Raw genomic sequence first — 15,600 nt, 5'->3', positions numbered from 1 at the left:
TGAACGTCGCCGCCAAGCTCCAGCTTCAATGTTTCAGGCACATTTCGAAACGATGAAGGTTTGATAACAGTGAACAGGCTGGCGAATCTCCCTCCTTGAGGGGGAGATGTCGCCGAAAGGCGACAGAGGGGTCGTCTCGCGAGAAGCGCCGACCTCCTGCGTCTGCTATACGGGGGCCTGGCCCGGTCGGACCGACCCCCTCTGGCTGCTTCGCGGCCATCTCCCCCTCAAGAGGGGAGATTAGCGCTCAGCCGTTGCAGCTCAAGCCGCCTGCGGTTCCGGATCAAACGCCGGGCGGGCGGTATTGATCAGCAGCGATATGCAGGCGGCGGCTATTGCCGTCATGCCGGCGATCAGGAAGGCAAGCTCGTAGTTGCCTTGCAGCTCGCGCATGGTGCCGCCGAAAAAGGCCGCCGTCGCCGCACCGACCTGATGGCCGGCGACGATCCAGCCGAAGACGATCGGCCCGCTGCGGTCGCCGAACGCCTCGTTGGAAAGCCTGAGCGTCGGCGGCACCGTGGCGATCCAGTCCAATCCGTAAAACACGGCGAAGATGATCAGGCTGGTCGCCGAGAAGCCGGAATAGGGCAAATAGATCAGCGACAGGCCGCGGATGCCGTAATAGACGCCGAGCAGCTTGCGCGGGTCGAAACGGTCGGTGAGCCAGCCCGACAGCGTCGTGCCGATCAGGTCGAAAATGCCCATCATCGACAGCAGGCCGGCGGCCTGCACTTCGCCGATGCCCATGTCGCCGCAAAAGGCGATCAGATGCGTGCCGACCAGCCCGTTGGTGGTGAAGCCGCAAACAAAGAAGGTAGCAAACAGGTACCAGAACACACGCGTACCGGCGGCTCGGCGCAACGTGCTCAGCGTATGCGCGAGGAAATTGCCTTGCGAGGCCGGCGGCACCGGCGGCACGTCGTCGGCCTCGGCACCGTAACGCACCATGCCAATCGCAGCCGGGCGCTCCGGCACCAGCATATAAACCAGCGGCACCAAGGCAGCGGTGGCCACTGCTATGGCAAGGGCGACCGGCTTCCAGCCGCCCGACTGGGCGAGCGAGGCGAGCAGCGGCAGGAAGACCAGCAGCCCGGTGGCGCTGGAGGCCGACATCAGTCCCATCACCAAGCCGCGATTGGTCTTGAACCAGCGGTTGACGATGGTCGCGCCGAGCACGGTGGCGACAGCGCCCGAACTGATGCCGGAAAACACGCCCCAGGTGAGGAGCAGATGCCACGGCTTGGTCATCAACAGGCTGAGCGCGGTCGATCCCGACATCAAAAGCAGCGCAGCAAGCAAGGTGCGGCGCAGCCCGATCCGCTCCATCAGCGCCGCGGCAAACGGCCCGGTCAGGCCATAGAGGAAGATGCCGGTGGCCGCCGCCAGCGACACCACATCGCGCCGCCAGCCGAAACTGTTCTCCAGCGGCAGCATCATGACTGCCGGCGCCGAACGCAGACCCGCTGCGATCAGCAGGCAAAGGAAGATGACGGCGACCACGACGAAAGCGTAGCGCTGGCCAAACGGGCGGGATTGAGCTATCATGTTACTGACCGGTACGTTGCAGGAGCGCGAAACATACGTACCGACCGGTAACATTGTCAACCAGCTAATCGGCAGACCAGGCATGAAAAGCATTGAACCAACGATCAAGGCCAATGACGCACCGCCGCCTCGCGCCGCCGAACGGATTCTCCAGGTCGCGCGCGACCTGTTCTACCGGCAAGGCATCAGGGCGATCGGCGTCGATGAGATCGTACGGCGTGCCGGCGTCACCAAGCCCAGCCTCTACCGCAGCTTTCCGTCCAAGGACGAGTTGGCCGCATCCTACCTCCGGCACTATGACCTCGAATTCTGGGAGCGTTTCGACGAGGCGGTGGACGCCCATCCCGGCGACCCACGCGCCCAGATCGTCGCTTTTCTGACGCGTGTCGGCAAGCGCACGCAAAGGCCCGATTATCGCGGCTGCGGCATGACCAATGCCGCGGTCGAATATCCCGAACCTGGCCATCCGGCCCGCGTCGTGAGCGAGGCCAACAAGCAGGAACTGCGCCGCCGCCTGCGCGCCATGGCGGCAGCGATGGGCGCCGGCGACGCCGACACGCTGGGCGACGGGCTGCTGCTGCTGATCGAGGGCGCCTATATTAGCGGCCAGCTGTTCGGTGCCGGCGGACCGGCGCAGTCGGTGGCCCGCAACGCCGACCTTCTGATAGAGGCAAGCTTGAAGAAATAGTGTTCCGTTTACCAGACCACTGTGAGCAGCCTGGCTTCGTCTAGGCTGCTGTTAAATTTGACGGTACGCTGCGGCAGCCGAACCGAGTTGTCCGCCATGCGCGCGCTTTCGATCCTGCTTGTCCTCGCCGGTTCCTGCCAGGCGGCCCGGGCCAGCGAGATATCCAGCGTCTATACCGATCTCGATTGGGAAAAGGACTGCGTCACCTATGCCCAGGCGGAAGAAGGCGACGGCGACTGGGCCGATCTCGCCTGTTCGGGCTACCGCGGTTACCCGGTGCTGGTTTCCTACGACGACGCGCGGGAATCGCTGTTCTACGGCTTTCCACCTGGCGATATGACCACGGTCTGGGAAAGCTTTTCCGCCCTCAATTCGGCTGGACCCAAAGTCGAGTGGCGGATCGAGACCAACGGCAAAACTGCCATTCCCTTCGCCGTCATTCATCGTCGCTCGATCAGCGATACCGAGGGCGAGAACAAGTCGACGGAAGTGCTGATCGTCGCCAAGGTTGCCCAGCCTGACGCCCACGAAGGCTGCACGATCGGCCTTGTGCTCGCCACGGGCAATCCCGCCGCCAACGATCAAGCGCGCAAGCTTGCCGACGAAAAGGCACGCACCTTCGCCTGCGGCAAGGACAAGCGTGAGGTGCTTGGCAACACGCCCGCTTTCGGCCGCGTCGACAACTGATTACTTGCGCCCGACAATTACTTGCGCTTGGCCCGCTCGATTGCCTCGACGATCATCTTCTTGGCATAGGCGGCATCGTACCAGCCTTCGATCTTGACCCATTTGCCGGGTTCGAGATCCTTGTAGTGCTCGAAAAAGTGCTGCACTTGCTGGCGGGTAATGTCAGGCAATTGCGTGTATTCGTGGACGTCCTCGTAGCGCAAGGTCAGCTTGGGTGAAGGCACCGCGATCACCTTTTCGTCCTGGCCGGCATTGTCCTCCATCACCAGCACGCCGATCGGCCGCACATTGATGACGCAGCCCGGCACCAGCGCGCGTGTGTTGCAGACCAGCACGTCGATCGGGTCGCCGTCGCCCGACAGCGTGTGCGGCACGAAACCGTAATTGCCGGGATAGCGCATCGAAGTGTGCAGGAAGCGGTCGACGAACAGCGTGCCGGCTTCCTTGTCCATCTCGTACTTGATCGGCTCGCCGCCGATCGGCACCTCGATAATGACGTTGACGTCCTCGGGCGGGTTCTTTCCGCTGGCAATCGCTTCGATACGCATCGCTTTATCCCTCTCTCGATTGAAGATCGATAGCGGGCGGCGGCGAATGGTGCAATGCGGCGAATGGTACTGGGGAGATCGTCCGACCGGGAACCGGCCGGATCATGCGCTGGCCGTCATTCCCAGACGAAAGCGACCTTCTTCAGCGCCTTCTGCTCGAAGATCTCGACGCCCTCGGCAACATCGCGGCCACCGGCGCCGGCATAGAAGGCAAGTGCGTTCTGATTGTCTTCCAGCGCCCAGACCACCATGCCTTTCAGGCCATGGTCGGCCAGCCGTGCCCGTGCGGCCGAGAACAGCCGGCTGCCGAGCCCGATGCCTTGATATTCCGGCCGCAGGTAAAGTTCGTAGATCTCGCCCTGCTGCCTGAGTTCGCGGGCGCGGTTCTTGCCGATCGTCGCATAGCCGGCAATTTTGCCGCCGATTTCGACGACCAGGACGGTGGCGGCGCGGCGAATGGCATTCGCCCACCAGTCGGCGCCGCGGCGGTTGATCATCGAGGTCAGCGTGCGGTGCGGGATGATGCCCGAATAGGCGCCGCGCCAGGCCTCGAGATGCACGTCGGCGATGGCGGCTGCATCGCGCGGTTCGGCTTTCCTGATGTCGATGCTCAGCGTATTCATGATTGGTTAACCATAAACCCGCCGCGCCCGATTGCAAGAGTCCGGTCAGCCGCCGCGATGCTTTCACACAGCCGAACGGTGCGTCCTTGAGACGCTGCAAAACTGCTTTCAGCGAGATCAAATCTCGACCAGATGGTCGTCCAGTTCGTTGCTGTCGCCGGTCGAGACCGGAAAATGCTCGGCCAGTACGGCGCCGACCGCTTCGATCGCCTTGATGAAGCCGTCGGCAAGCCGATCGTCGCCGGCATGCGCCGTAAGGTCGCGGACGACACCGTCCCAGACATGCTGGCCGACACGAGAATCGATACCGCTGTCGGCAACCACCTCGGCGTAGCGCTCGGCGATCGAGACGAACACCAGCACGCCAGTGCGCGCTGTGGTGCGGTGGACGTTGCGGGCGAGGAACTGCTTCATCGCATTGGCGTGGGCGGCCTGGTAGCGCAGCCGCCTCGGCACCAAATGGATGCGCAATGCGGGCAATGCCCACAACAGGATGAGCACACTGGCAAGCGCCAGAAGCTCGGCGATGACGAAATGCGGCAAGCGGATCGACAGCCACCAGGCTTCCAGCCCGTAACCGACGCCAAGACTGACGACGAGCATGCCGAGCATCGCCATGAAAGCGGCCGGGAAGAAATAGCCGTCGCTGGCATGCGCCACGACGCAGTAGATCTCGCCGTCGGTCTTTGATTCGGCAGCGCGGATCGCATCGGCGATGCGCTCATGATCCTCGGGGCTGATCGGTCGTGTTGCCATGATTGATGTCTCACCAGCTTCCTGAAGAACCGCCGCCGCCGGACGAACCGCCGCCGCCTGAAAACCCGCCGCCGGAACTTCCGGACGACCAACCGCTGCCGGAACTTCCAGACGACCAGCCACTGCCGGACGAGGTCCCCGACGTCCAGCCACCGCCACCGGAGGGTGACGAAGCTGGCCCACGGCCGTAGCGGAACGTCATGCCCAGCCATTTGTACACGCCCGGCGAGAGTTTCGTGCCGAAGATCGGCGGCAGGAACGCCATTGCCAAGCCGCCGAAGAACATCGTCGCCCAGAGGACGATGAACAGCATGAAGATCGGATCGACAGGATTGTCATTCGCCGGATTGCGCTTGCCGCGCGCCTCCAGTTCTTCGGGATTGCCTTCCAGCACCATGATCATGTCGTCGACGGCCTTGCTGATGCCGCCGGAGAAATCGCCGGCACGGAAGGCCGGCACCATGTCGTTTTCGATGATCAGCTTGGTGTGCAGGTCGGTCAGGGTGCCTTCAAGCCCATAGCCGACCTCGATGCGCATCTTGCGGTCGTTCGGCGCCACCAGAAGCAGGACGCCGTTGTTCTCCTTCGCCTGGCCGAGTTTCCAGGCGCGGAACAGCCGGTTGGCGTAAGGCTCGATCTCCTCGCCGTCGAGGCTGGGAATGGTCGCGACGACGATCTGGTCCGAACCCTTGGTCTCGAACTCGGCAAGCTTCTGCGTCAGCGCCGCCTCGGTCGTGGTATCGATGATGCCGGCACCGTCGACAACCCGTCCGGTCAGCGTCGGCAGTTCGGCGGAAAGGGCCGCGAAGCCGACCAGCAGCACCGCCATGGCCATAAGCGCGGTGCCGGTCATTTTGATGAAACGGCCGGATTCCACCGGGCTGATGGCGTGTCTTGTCATCTCGTCACCAACTTCCCGAAGAGCCGCCGCCGCCGGACGAACCGCCGCCGCCGGAAAACCCGCCACCGCTTGAACCCGACGACCATCCCCCGCCGGAACCTCCCGACCAGCCGCCGGACGACCGCCGGCTTGGCTCGAAGGTCATGCCCAGCCAGCGATAGCGGCCGGGACCGATCTTCTGGCCGAAGATCGGCGGCAGGATGGAGGCTGCGAGGCCGCCGAAAAAGATGATTGCCCAGATGGCTATGAAGATCGTGAAGAACAGATCGTCGCTGTTGAACGGCGGCTGCTGGTTGCGTTGGCCGCGCGCCTCCAGTTCTTCGGGATTGCCTTCCAGCACCATGATCATGTCGTCGACGGCCTTGACGATGCCGCCGGAGAAATCGCCGGCACGGAAGGCCGGCACCATGTCGTTTTCGATGATCAGCTTGGTGTGCAGGTCGGTCAGCGTGCCTTCCAGCCCATAGCCGACCTCGATGCGCATCTTGCGGTCGTTCGGCGCCACCAGCAAAAGCACGCCGTTGTTCTCCTTCGCCTGGCCGAGTTTCCAGGCGCGGAACAGCCGGTTGGCGTAAGGCTCGATCTCCTCACCGTCGAGGCTGGGAATCGTCGCGACGACGATCTGGTCCGAACCCTTGGTCTCGAAATCGGCAAGCTTCTGCGTCAGCGCCGCCTCGGTCGCGGCATCGATGATGCCGGCATTGTCGACAACCCGTCCTGTCAGCGCCGGCAGTTCGGCGGCAAGGGCGGTGAGCGGGAGGAGGAGAAAGGTTAGAACGAAGCCAAAAAAAATCAGGCCGGCGTTTCTTCCCATCCCCCTCTGTGGGGAGATGGCCGGCAGGACAGAGGGGGGCGCGAAGGAATACAAGGCCAACAGGCCCAGGCTCAACAGGCGCCGTTCACCCGCCTTGCGTGGTGTTGGTACCGAAATCGACCTTCGGCGGCTGCATCTTATCCTCCTCGATGGTGAAATTCGCAAACGGCTGGTTGCCGCGGAACCACAAGGTCGCCCAGATCACCGACGGGAAGGTCCTCAGCGTCAGATTGTACTCTCTCACTGCCTGGATATAGTCGCGGCGGGCGACCGTGATGCGGTTCTCGGTGCCTTCGAGTTGTGCTTGCAGCGCCAGAAAGTTCTGGTTGGCCTTGAGATCGGGATAGTTCTCCACCACTGCCAGCAGCCGCGACAGCGCGCTGGTCAGGCCGGCCTGGCTGTCCTGGAATTTCTTGAAGGCTTCCGGATTGTTCAGCGTTTCCGGCGTCACGGTCACCTGCGTCGCCTTGGCGCGCGCTTCGACCACGGCGTCGAGCGTATCCTTCTCGTGCGCGGCGTAGCCCTTGACCGTGTTGACCAGATTGGGGATGAGATCGGCGCGGCGCTGGTATTGATTCAACACCTCGCTCCATGCTGCCTTGGCGTTTTCCTCAGCCGTCGGGATGGTGTTGTAGCCGCAGCCGGCAAGCAGCGGCAGCATGACGGCCATGACCAGGAACGCAGCCAGATTACGGAAGATTGGCGGTGAAGAAAGGCGCTGGACAAGCATGATAAGGTCCCCTCGATGGCATTGGCACGCGAAGCATTAGCACAATCCTTGCGCAAGAAAATGACTTCGGCCGAGAAGTGTTACTGGTTTTCTACCATCCGCCGTCGGGCCCTGTGACAGACGAGGCGAACGGGTTAAGCTCGGCATAAAACGGGACATCACCATGGCGAAACGCCACGACAGCGACGCGGAATCGCGCCGCATCATCGAACGGGTGGCGCGCGAGACCGACGCGGGCGGCGCCTCGTTCCTCGCGCGAACCGCCAGAGGGGCGCGCGACCACGTCACCGCGGCCGATGCCGACCGGTCGGATCCGATCGAATATTGGGGCACCCGCATCGGTCGCGCAGCGGGCTTGCTTATTGCCATCGGCCTGTTGATCTGGCTCGTGCTTTTCGTCACCAGGGGCGGTTAGGAAAAATCAATGAGTGCCGAAAAAGCCGACGCGCCGCGCGCGGTCATCGTCGTCTCCAGCCATGTCGCACGTGGCTCGGTCGGCAACCGTGCCGCCGTCTTTGCGCTGGAGACGCTCGGCTTTCCGGTTTGGGCGGTGCCGACCGTCATCCTGCCCTGGCATCCGGGCCATGGCCGGGCCACCCGCATCGTGCCGCCGCTGGACCAGTTCAAGGCGCTGATGGCCGACCTCGAGCGCGCGCCGTGGCTGGGCGAGGTCGGCGCCGTGCTGTCCGGCTATCTCGGCGAGGCCGGCCAGGCCGAAGTCGTCGCTTCGCTGGTCGGCGCGGTCAAGGCGAAGACGCCGGACGCCCTCTATATCTGCGACCCGGTGATGGGCGATTCGGGCGGGCTCTACGTACCTGAGCCGACCGCTATCGCCATGCGCGACCGGCTGATGCCGATCGCCGATATCGCCACGCCCAACCGCTACGAGCTGGAATGGATGGCCGGAGCGCCGCTGCCCGACCTGAAATCGGCAATGGCTGCAGCCCTGCAAGCCGGCCCACCGGCAATGCTGGTCACTTCGGCACCAGCGATGATGGCCGGCGGCACCGGCAATTTGCTGCTCACCGGCAGAGAGGCACTGCTTGCCGAACACCGGCTCATCGACAAGCCGCCGAATGGGCTCGGCGACCTGACGGCGGCCGTCTACCTGGCGCGGATCCTGTCCGGCCAGCCGGCCGCCAAGGCGCTGCAATCGACCACGGCTGCGGTCTACGAGATCCTGGCGCGCACCGCCAAGCGCGGCGGCGACGAATTGCAGCTCGAGACCGATGCCCAGAGCCTGTCGCACCCGATGGCGATGGTGCAGCTTCGCCATCTCCTGCATCCGGAACGGGACCGCCGGGCGTGAGGCAGGCCGAAGACGCCGCGCCCCAGGATGATGCGCCCAAGGATCTTGCCCCCGACCATGTTGTGCCTTGGGATGTTGTGCCCGCGGATGTTACCCTTGTCGGCGTCGACGGTTGCAAGGCCGGCTGGATAGCCGTCCGCCGCGATCCCGGTGCGACACCGTCGACAGCCGTTTTCCCAAGCTTCGCGGCGTTGCTCGACCGACTGCCCGTCAATGCGACCGTTGCGGTCGATATGCCAATCGGCCTGCCCGATTTCTCCCAAAGAGGCGGTCGCGGCCCGGAGGCGCTGGTGCGGCCGCTGCTTGGGGCCCGGCAGTCCAGTGTCTTTGCCATCCCCTCCCGCGCCGCGCTCTACGCGGAGATCGAAGCCTTCACCACGGTCGACGCCTGGTACGCCGCACATCGCAAGGCAAGTGAGGTAGCCAAGACGACCTCAGATCCGCCGCGCGGCGTCTCGATCCAGGCCTTCGGCATCTTCGCCAAGATCCGCGAGATCGATTCGCTGCTGATCGCGCGCCCCGAACTGCGCAGCCGCGTGTTCGAATCGCATCCGGAAGTTGCCTTCTGCAAACTGAACGGCGACCGGGCGATGCGCCTGCCAAAGAAGATCAGGGGCAACATCAATCCGGCCGGCATGGCCGAACGCAAGGCGCTGCTTGCCCGGCATGGTTATAGCCAGGGTTTTCTCGACCAGACGCCGCCGCGCGGCGCGGCCGCCGACGATTTCCTCGATGCCGCGGCGATGATGCTGGTTGCCGGTCGCATCATCAGAGGCGAGGCAATGCCGTTTCCGGATCCGCCGCTCGCCGATCGTTTCGGCATTCCCGTCGCCATTTGGGCCTGAGGACCAGGGCGTCAGGAGCGTGATCTGAGCGCCTCGTTGAGCGCCCACATATCCTTCTCCTCGGGCGCGGTCTCCAATCCGAGCACGGGAATTTGCTTGCGCAAATGGTCGTGGTGGGTGCGCACGCCATATTCGAGATCGGAGAGGTAAAAACCTCCGAAGGCTTCGGACAGCATGGATTCGTTGGACCATATCGAAAGCTGCACATCTTCGGCCAGCGTGTCGCGGTCGATGCGGTAGGATAGGTAGCGAGCAGCCGCCTGTTCCCTAGTCTCGTCGCTATAGCGGTAGATGGCGCCGCGCATCAGCGTCTCACCCGTCGACAGCGGGAATTCCTGATAGAACTGCACCTATTCCGGCATGATCGACAGCGCGTTGTTCGGGAAGATGCCGTAGTAGATCCAGGCCTTGCGCAGGTGCTCCGGCAGGTGTTTCGCCTCGGGTGCGAGCTTGATATATTGCGCGACGCTCCAGCGCCGTCCCGCATGCGGATTGTAAGTGGCGAACGAGCGCGACACGCCGTTGACGAACGGCTCGTCGAAATAGGTCGCGCCGTAAAGATCCTGCAGCGCCGGATGCGCCATGGCGACGTGGTAGCCTTCATTGTCGACGTCGCGCACGGACTTCCAGTTGACCGGCGTCTTTTGGGTCCAGATGCCCCAGGACGGCACCATCTCGGCGACGCCGTAATGGGCAATCTCGGCTTCGATCGGCTTCAACAGCTCGGCCACCGATGGCTGAGGCCCACCCTTGCGGAAACGGATGAAGATGAAGCCCATCCAGATTTCGAGCTCGAGCGGCATCAGGCCGAATTCGGTCTTGTCGAGGTCAGGGAAGGAACGCGGACGGGCAGCGCCGCGCAGCGTGCCGTCGAGATTGTAGACCCAGCCATGGAAAGGGCAGACCAGCGCATTCTTGCAAGTGCCCTGGCTGTCGGCAACGACGCGACTGCCGCGGTGGCGGCACATATTGTTGAAAGCGCGCACAACGCCATCCTTGCCACGCACGACGAGCGCCCGCTCGCCGACCACGTCCATCGTCAGATAGTCGCCGGCGTTCGGCACGTCGCAGACATGGCCGGCGATCTGCCAATGGTTGCGGAAGACGTGCTCTTTCTCGAGCTCGAGCAAGGCGTCGGAATGATAGCTCCAGCCCGGCAGGCCCCGCCGATCCCAATCGTTGGGGATTGCCACGTCACGCAGATGCGGGTTCATAAAAGCTCTTTAGTTATTGAATGCTCGTTCAATAAAAGCATATTTTCCATTGAAATGCAATGGCTTGCGAAAATAGAGCGAACTCTTGACGGGAAATCGAGCGAGATTTGAGAGCCGCGTCCGAACGATCGAAGCCGGGAAAATCCCGGGAATTCCAGACGTTAATCCCCTTACGCTTGTTGAGCGCCCGACGCTCCGTGGGCCTGGAAAGGCGACGTGGATCTGGTGCCGTGGGTAGCGGAAAACGACCACGGAATGCCACCGGTGCTGCCAGCTACGCCAGATCGGTTTGCCCAGGAATGGCCGCGGGCTTGGTTTCATGCCGGTTACACAATCGTTAATCCATCATCGTTGGCCGGTTACAAGGTGCGATTAAGTTCGTTTCAACAGGGAAAAGAAGAAGACCGAAGGAAACGACGATGCGTACGAAAATCCAGATCACCGATACCGACCTTCGCCAGCAGGATCCCCAGCGTAATGACCGGCGCCCGAAGCTGGCGCTGCGCCAGCGCGCCAGTGATCATCCAATGGCGATGTTCATGCTGCTGGCGGCTGCCGCATTTGCCGGCATGGCGTTGACGCCGACCGTCGGTCCGGCCTTCGCCTCACTGAACCCGCCGGCCAACCTCATCGATGGCGCGACCACCACCACCAAGACGGCGCGCCTGCCGGTGCCGGAGATCGATTTTGCCTGCAAGGGGCAGGCCTGGGGCGCCGAGAGCCTGGATTGCCTGCGCGTCATCGCTGCCCAGTCGGGCAAGGCACGACCGGTCCGCATGATCGCCAATGCCGCCCCGCTGGCTGATACGCCGAACGTTTTTTGATTTTTGCGAGCGCCCTCCAGCACTCCAGTCAGGCTCCCGCCGCAATGTCGGCCGGGAGCCTTTTTTCTTCCGGGAGAGATCGTGGAGTCTACCCGCCCAGAGCGGCCTGCTCGGCAATGGCCGAGAGCACGCCGCGCACATCCAGCGTGCTGAACGGTTTTTCGAGGATCGGCGGCCGCTGCGGCGCCGGCAGCGCCTCGATCTCGCCTTTCGCGCCGATCAGATCGCCGGTGACAAGCACGAAGCGCCGCGCCAGACCCGGCATTTCGGCGAGTAGCTCGCGATAGGCGGCTATGCCGCTGGTGCCGGGCATGCGCAAATCGGAAAACACGATGTCCGGCGGCACATGGCCGCTCAGCGTCGCGGCGGCCGAGACCCAGGCCGGCACGATCCGCGACTTGATGCCCATCAACTCCAGAATATCGGACAGCGACGCCGCGACATCCGGCTCATCGTCTATGATCAGGGCGTGACGCAAGCCGCTCGACCGCGACGGAGCTTCGCCGGCGGCGGCCGCGCCGGCCGCGATAGCCGGCAGCTGCACGACAAAACGCACACCTCTCGGCGAAACCTCCTCGAACCAGATATTGCCATTGTGCCGCTCGATGATCGATTTCGAGATCGACAGGCCGATGCCGGTACCGACACCGACCGGCTTGGTGGTGAAATAGGATTCGAATATGCGTGAGCGTATCGCTTCCGGCACGCCTGGTCCGTTGTCCTCGACCGAGAATCCGGGATTGCCGCGGTCGCTGCGAAACGTACGGACCTTGATCCGGCGGTCGCCGGCAACGCCGGCCAAGGCGTGCTGGCTGTTGATAAGGAAGTTGGCGGCCACCTGCGTCACATGGTCGGCATCGGCCATGGCCAGCAGCGGACCGCTGGCGAAATTGGTGTCGATGATGATGCCGCTCGACCGTGCACCATAGGCGGTCACTTCGAGTGCGGCGCGGATCACCTGGTTGAGATCGGTTTCGGCCTGCGCGGCCGGGTGCAGGCGGACCATCGACAGGAAGCTCTTGACGATACGGCCGCAGCGCTCGGCAGCGGCGCGCACCTTTTCGGCGCGCACCTTGGTCTGCGGATCGGCGGCGAATTCGTGCAGCAGCGTCGACTGGGCGACAACCACGGCCAGCGGATTGTTGAGCTCGTGCGAAACGCCGGCAAGCAGCGAGCCCATTGCCGCCATCTTCTCGTTCTGGTGCAGTTTTTCGCGTTGGCGGTTGATTTCCTCCTCAGCCCGCAACTTGTCGCGCAGGTCGCGGATGGAGCCGAAGATCAGCTGGCGATCGGCGACCCGCATCTCGGTTGCCGTCAGCTCGATCGGAAAAACCTCACCGGCGGCATTCTGGGTGACCGTTTCAAGCCGTTGGCCGACCATCGGCGCGCCGCGGCCCGACATGTATTCGGCGCCCGACGCATAGCCCTTGCGGTAATATTCCGGCACGACCGTATCGAGCAGGTCCTTGCCGAGGATATCGCTTCGTCGATAGCCGAACATCTTCTCGGCCGCCGGATTGAATTCGATGATCGAGCCGGTCTCGTCGATGACGATGATGGCGTCGAGCGAGGCCTGCAGCATGGTGCGTCGAATGACGTCGCTGGCATGCGCGTCGGAGGGCGACCGTTCGATTGCATCGCCAATGGCGAGTGCCACCATGTGCAGCGCCGCCTCTTCCTGATCGGTCCATTCGCGTTCGTTGACGCAGTCGTTGACCGCCAGCGTGCCCCACAAATTACCGTGCGAAAAGACCGACACCGACAGGAACGACTTGATGTTCTGCTTTTCGAAATCGGTCCGCAGAAAGCCTTCGAGATCGCGTGTGTGCCCGGCGAAGATCTTGCCTTGACGCTCGTCCTCCGCCAGCCGTTCCAGCAATGGGTCGGAATCGACGACCGACTGCATGATGACGGTCGGTGACGCCAGTTCGCCGCCAAACCGGGGGGCGATCCAATAAGCGGCGACCGACTGGGCGAAGCCCTGGCCGGGCAGTTCGCGCAGGCGAAACAGGATGCCGCGGTGACAATCCATGGCTTCGCAAAGCGTTTGGAGAATACCCTCCATCTCGCGCTGCCAGTCGCCGGCTTCGCGCAGCCGGCGAACCACATGCACGGCCGCCATCGCCGCGCCCTGCCTGGCGCCCGGCACGTCTGCGCGTGTTGTTTCAGCCGTCATGGTCATTTCCTGGCCGTGGCTTGCTCAAGCCGCTGCGCCTTAGTTATTTTCACCGGCTGGCAGCGAGAAGATATAGCCTTCGCCGCGCACCGTGCGCAGGAATTTCGGATTGGCCGGATCCGCCTCGATCTTCTTTCTCAGCCGCATGATGCGGATGTCGACGGCGCGGGATGATTCCGGGTCCTCGACGAAACCGATCGCCTCGGAGATCGCCGCCCGCGTCAGCAGCCGGTTGGCGCGCGTCAGGAACACCTCCAGCACGTCGAACTCGCTCTTGGCCATGTCGATGACCGCGCCGTTGGCGCCGGTGACGAGCCTGCCGTCGAGATCGGCGTGAAAGGGTCCGAAGCTCACGGACCGGCGGCCGCCGGATGTTTCAGCCTTGGTCTTTTGTGGCTCGGTCGGCTCCGGAACGCGGCGCAGCACGCTGCGCACCCTGGCCAGCACTTCGCGCAATTCGTAAGGCTTGACGATGTAGTCGTCGGCGCCGAGCTCCAGTCCGACGATGCGGTCGAGCGCGGTACCGGCGGCCGTCGCATAGATGATTCCGATCGGCATTTTCGACCGCATCCAGCGGCCGAGCGACAGGCCGTCCTCGCCCGGCATGGCGATGTCGAGAATGGCCAGATGGAAAGACTGGGTTTCCAGGAGGTCGCGCGCCGCCGCCGCACTTTCGGCCGTGGCCACATCATAGCCGCTGGCGCCGAGATACTCGGCGACCGCGTCCCTCAGGTCGGGCTCGTCCTCGACAATGACAATTCGTGCCCGCACGATGCTTTCGCTCCCGCTTTCAGCGGAAAGTAGATTGGGTATAAACATGATGTCCAGCACTCTTCTTGGGTTGCCGTATGCGGAGTAGAAAAACATGGCTGCACGATCCGTTATCGCGCTTGTTTCCGTCGCTGAAGTAATTGCGACCGATCTCGCCGATCATCTCGAGCGGCGCGGGCATGACGTCCGCGCGGCGCGACAGCCGTGGGAAGCCGAATCGCTGCTTTCGGAAAAGGGTATCGATGTCGTGGTTGTCGGCGACAGCGTCAGCCAGGCGGAGGGGCGCGACCTGCTCAGGCGACATGGCGGCGAAGGTGGACCGGATTTCATCCTCATCTGCCGCCCGGCCGATCTGGTCGACAAGGTTCTGGCACTCGAACTCGGCGCCGCCGACGTCGTCGAAAGCCCGCTCAATGTCAGGGAGCTTGCCGCTCGCATCGGCGGCCTTCTGGCTCGGCGCGGCAGGAGCGCCGGGGAACTGATCGTGCTGGAGAACGCGACGGTCGATCTCCGATCGGCCATTGTCATGCACCGCTCGGGCACGGAAGAACAGCTGTCCCCCGGGCAGGTGGCGCTGCTCAGGCTGTTCCTGGCCAGCCCGCGCAAGGTGCTGACGCGGGACGATATCATTGCCGCCGCGCCCGCCGAAAATGCCGAAGCCTTCGATCGGTCGATCGATTCGCGCATCGTGCGGCTGCGCCGCAAGCTCGATACCGAAACCATCACCACCATACGGGGTGCGGGTTACCGGTTCGATCCGCCGACGCAATTCGCCGATTGAATGCAGGACGGCCACCCTTTTGTCTTGAGCATCGGGTTTTTCCAAAACCGGTTTCCACTTTGAGGTCCGATGCGCTTCAGCGCACCACTAGAAGCGATGGGCCGGACGGCATGTCACTGTTCGTGCTGACCTCGCCGGCATGGGCACGTTCCTTCAGCAGCACGGTGGCGAGGCCGGCAATGCCGAGCAGCCCCTGGACGTAGAGCAGCGCGGAAAGCATGGAAGCGGCGAATGTCGTTTTCATCCTGTTCGTTCCTCAAAAAATTGGAATTTGCGGGCACTTCAGGGGAACCCCCGAAGCGCCCCCCCCCCCCCCCGCGCCCCCCCCCCCCCCGCCGGGGGGGGGGGGCGGACGGGGGGCATTTTGAGGGGGGCCCCCCCAACCAAA

General features: G+C 63.5%; 17 protein-coding genes and 1 pseudogene. 7 read left to right on the top strand and 11 right to left on the bottom strand.

Annotation, left to right across the window (positions count from 1 at the left end; genetic code table 11):
- Positions 1–261: 261 nt before the first annotated feature.
- A complete protein-coding gene (locus AC0L2X_RS05695; protein WP_473558351.1) occupies positions 262–1,545 on the bottom strand; it encodes an MFS transporter in 1,284 nt (427 codons plus the stop codon).
- Positions 1,546–1,627: 82 nt separating this feature from the next.
- Here AC0L2X_RS05695 and AC0L2X_RS05690 point away from each other — a divergent pair, with 82 nt between their 5' ends.
- Together AC0L2X_RS05690 and AC0L2X_RS05685 are read left to right on the top strand one after the other, a co-directional pair.
- The gene (locus AC0L2X_RS05690; protein WP_473558349.1) at positions 1,628–2,233 is read left to right on the top strand and encodes a TetR/AcrR family transcriptional regulator; all 606 of its coding nucleotides are present in this window, start codon (positions 1,628–1,630) and stop codon (positions 2,231–2,233) included.
- Positions 2,234–2,329: 96 nt separating this feature from the next.
- Positions 2,330–2,920: a hypothetical protein gene (locus AC0L2X_RS05685; RefSeq protein WP_473558346.1), complete on the top strand. Its 591-nt coding sequence runs from the start codon at positions 2,330–2,332 to the stop codon at positions 2,918–2,920.
- Between the two features lie 17 nt (positions 2,921–2,937).
- On the opposite strand, the gene ppa is transcribed toward AC0L2X_RS05685, so the two are convergent.
- The 6 genes from ppa to AC0L2X_RS05655 form a co-directional block, all read right to left on the bottom strand.
- Positions 2,938–3,468 carry an inorganic diphosphatase gene (gene ppa / locus AC0L2X_RS05680; RefSeq protein WP_023721304.1) on the bottom strand — a complete coding sequence of 177 codons (531 nt, stop codon included), beginning with the start codon at positions 3,466–3,468 and terminating at the stop codon, positions 2,938–2,940.
- A 116-nt stretch (positions 3,469–3,584) separates the two neighbouring features.
- Positions 3,585–4,091, bottom strand: a complete 507-nt coding sequence (locus tag AC0L2X_RS05675; RefSeq protein WP_023678138.1) for a GNAT family N-acetyltransferase — start codon at positions 4,089–4,091, stop codon at positions 3,585–3,587.
- 117 nt (positions 4,092–4,208) lie between these two features.
- The gene (locus tag AC0L2X_RS05670) at positions 4,209–4,847 is read right to left on the bottom strand and encodes a TPM domain-containing protein (RefSeq protein ID WP_473558343.1); all 639 of its coding nucleotides are present in this window, start codon (positions 4,845–4,847) and stop codon (positions 4,209–4,211) included.
- A gap of 10 nt (positions 4,848–4,857) precedes the next feature.
- Entirely contained in the window at positions 4,858–5,700 is an 843-nt protein-coding gene (locus tag AC0L2X_RS05665; protein ID WP_473558468.1) for a TPM domain-containing protein, read from the bottom strand.
- 52 nt (positions 5,701–5,752) lie between these two features.
- A complete protein-coding gene (locus AC0L2X_RS05660; RefSeq protein WP_473558341.1) occupies positions 5,753–6,562 on the bottom strand; it encodes a TPM domain-containing protein in 810 nt (269 codons plus the stop codon).
- Positions 6,563–6,647: 85 nt separating this feature from the next.
- Positions 6,648–7,292, bottom strand: a complete 645-nt coding sequence (locus AC0L2X_RS05655) for a LemA family protein (RefSeq protein ID WP_352492209.1) — start codon at positions 7,290–7,292, stop codon at positions 6,648–6,650.
- A gap of 163 nt (positions 7,293–7,455) precedes the next feature.
- On the opposite strand from AC0L2X_RS05655, the gene AC0L2X_RS05650 reads away from it, so the two are divergent.
- The 3 genes from AC0L2X_RS05650 (at position 7,456) to AC0L2X_RS05640 (ending at position 9,446) form a co-directional block, all read left to right on the top strand.
- Positions 7,456–7,707: a hypothetical protein gene (locus AC0L2X_RS05650; RefSeq protein ID WP_473558337.1), complete on the top strand. Its 252-nt coding sequence runs from the start codon at positions 7,456–7,458 to the stop codon at positions 7,705–7,707.
- Between the two features lie 9 nt (positions 7,708–7,716).
- Positions 7,717–8,601 carry a pyridoxal kinase PdxY gene (gene pdxY, locus AC0L2X_RS05645; RefSeq protein ID WP_473558336.1) on the top strand — a complete coding sequence of 295 codons (885 nt, stop codon included), beginning with the start codon at positions 7,717–7,719 and terminating at the stop codon, positions 8,599–8,601.
- Positions 8,602–8,678: 77 nt separating this feature from the next.
- Positions 8,679–9,446 carry a DUF429 domain-containing protein gene (locus AC0L2X_RS05640; RefSeq protein WP_473558465.1) on the top strand — a complete coding sequence of 256 codons (768 nt, stop codon included), beginning with the start codon at positions 8,679–8,681 and terminating at the stop codon, positions 9,444–9,446.
- 11 nt (positions 9,447–9,457) lie between these two features.
- Here the strand turns inward: AC0L2X_RS05640 and AC0L2X_RS05635 are convergent.
- Positions 9,458–10,660 (bottom strand): annotated as a pseudogene (locus tag AC0L2X_RS05635) (aromatic ring-hydroxylating oxygenase subunit alpha).
- Between the two features lie 419 nt (positions 10,661–11,079).
- Here AC0L2X_RS05635 and AC0L2X_RS05630 point away from each other — a divergent pair.
- Complete coding sequence (locus AC0L2X_RS05630) at positions 11,080–11,484, top strand: hypothetical protein (RefSeq protein ID WP_473558331.1); 405 nt, start codon at positions 11,080–11,082, stop codon at positions 11,482–11,484.
- A gap of 88 nt (positions 11,485–11,572) precedes the next feature.
- Here AC0L2X_RS05630 and AC0L2X_RS05625 read toward each other — a convergent pair whose 3' ends face one another.
- A complete protein-coding gene (locus AC0L2X_RS05625) occupies positions 11,573–13,660 on the bottom strand; it encodes a GAF domain-containing sensor histidine kinase (protein ID WP_473599382.1) in 2,088 nt (695 codons plus the stop codon).
- A gap of 39 nt (positions 13,661–13,699) precedes the next feature.
- Complete coding sequence (locus AC0L2X_RS05620; RefSeq protein ID WP_473599381.1) at positions 13,700–14,479, bottom strand: response regulator; 780 nt, start codon at positions 14,477–14,479, stop codon at positions 13,700–13,702.
- Between the two features lie 46 nt (positions 14,480–14,525).
- On the opposite strand from AC0L2X_RS05620, the gene AC0L2X_RS05615 reads away from it, so the two are divergent.
- Complete coding sequence (locus tag AC0L2X_RS05615) at positions 14,526–15,212, top strand: response regulator transcription factor (protein ID WP_352670440.1); 687 nt, start codon at positions 14,526–14,528, stop codon at positions 15,210–15,212.
- Positions 15,213–15,288: 76 nt separating this feature from the next.
- Here the strand turns inward: AC0L2X_RS05615 and AC0L2X_RS05610 are convergent, their stop codons facing one another.
- Positions 15,289–15,456, bottom strand: a complete 168-nt coding sequence (locus AC0L2X_RS05610; protein WP_473599380.1) for a hypothetical protein — start codon at positions 15,454–15,456, stop codon at positions 15,289–15,291.
- Positions 15,457–15,600: the final 144 nt, after the last annotated feature.

Source organism: Mesorhizobium sp. WSM4828 (genome assembly GCF_055811175.1).
This window is presented reverse-complemented; position numbering and strand designations above follow the sequence as displayed.

What these genes read in the sequence shown, in the direction of transcription:
- AC0L2X_RS05655 (WP_352492209.1), bottom strand. Translation starts at nt 7,292, where the DNA reads ATGCTTGTCCAGCGCCTTTCTTCACCGCCAATCTTCCGTAATCTGGCT.
- AC0L2X_RS05690 (WP_473558349.1), top strand. Translation starts at nt 1,628, where the DNA reads ATGAAAAGCATTGAACCAACGATCAAGGCCAATGACGCACCGCCGCCT.
- AC0L2X_RS05630 (WP_473558331.1), top strand. Translation starts at nt 11,080, where the DNA reads ATGCGTACGAAAATCCAGATCACCGATACCGACCTTCGCCAGCAGGAT.
- pdxY (WP_473558336.1), top strand. Translation starts at nt 7,717, where the DNA reads ATGAGTGCCGAAAAAGCCGACGCGCCGCGCGCGGTCATCGTCGTCTCC.
- AC0L2X_RS05610 (WP_473599380.1), bottom strand. Translation starts at nt 15,456, where the DNA reads ATGAAAACGACATTCGCCGCTTCCATGCTTTCCGCGCTGCTCTACGTC.
- AC0L2X_RS05620 (WP_473599381.1), bottom strand. Translation starts at nt 14,479, where the DNA reads ATGTTTATACCCAATCTACTTTCCGCTGAAAGCGGGAGCGAAAGCATC.
- AC0L2X_RS05615 (WP_352670440.1), top strand. Translation starts at nt 14,526, where the DNA reads ATGGCTGCACGATCCGTTATCGCGCTTGTTTCCGTCGCTGAAGTAATT.
- AC0L2X_RS05660 (WP_473558341.1), bottom strand. Translation starts at nt 6,562, where the DNA reads ATGGGAAGAAACGCCGGCCTGATTTTTTTTGGCTTCGTTCTAACCTTT.
- AC0L2X_RS05685 (WP_473558346.1), top strand. Translation starts at nt 2,330, where the DNA reads ATGCGCGCGCTTTCGATCCTGCTTGTCCTCGCCGGTTCCTGCCAGGCG.
- AC0L2X_RS05650 (WP_473558337.1), top strand. Translation starts at nt 7,456, where the DNA reads ATGGCGAAACGCCACGACAGCGACGCGGAATCGCGCCGCATCATCGAA.
- AC0L2X_RS05670 (WP_473558343.1), bottom strand. Translation starts at nt 4,847, where the DNA reads ATGGCAACACGACCGATCAGCCCCGAGGATCATGAGCGCATCGCCGAT.
- AC0L2X_RS05675 (WP_023678138.1), bottom strand. Translation starts at nt 4,091, where the DNA reads ATGAATACGCTGAGCATCGACATCAGGAAAGCCGAACCGCGCGATGCA.
- AC0L2X_RS05625 (WP_473599382.1), bottom strand. Translation starts at nt 13,660, where the DNA reads ATGACGGCTGAAACAACACGCGCAGACGTGCCGGGCGCCAGGCAGGGC.
- AC0L2X_RS05695 (WP_473558351.1), bottom strand. Translation starts at nt 1,545, where the DNA reads ATGATAGCTCAATCCCGCCCGTTTGGCCAGCGCTACGCTTTCGTCGTG.
- AC0L2X_RS05665 (WP_473558468.1), bottom strand. Translation starts at nt 5,700, where the DNA reads ATGACCGGCACCGCGCTTATGGCCATGGCGGTGCTGCTGGTCGGCTTC.
- ppa (WP_023721304.1), bottom strand. Translation starts at nt 3,468, where the DNA reads ATGCGTATCGAAGCGATTGCCAGCGGAAAGAACCCGCCCGAGGACGTC.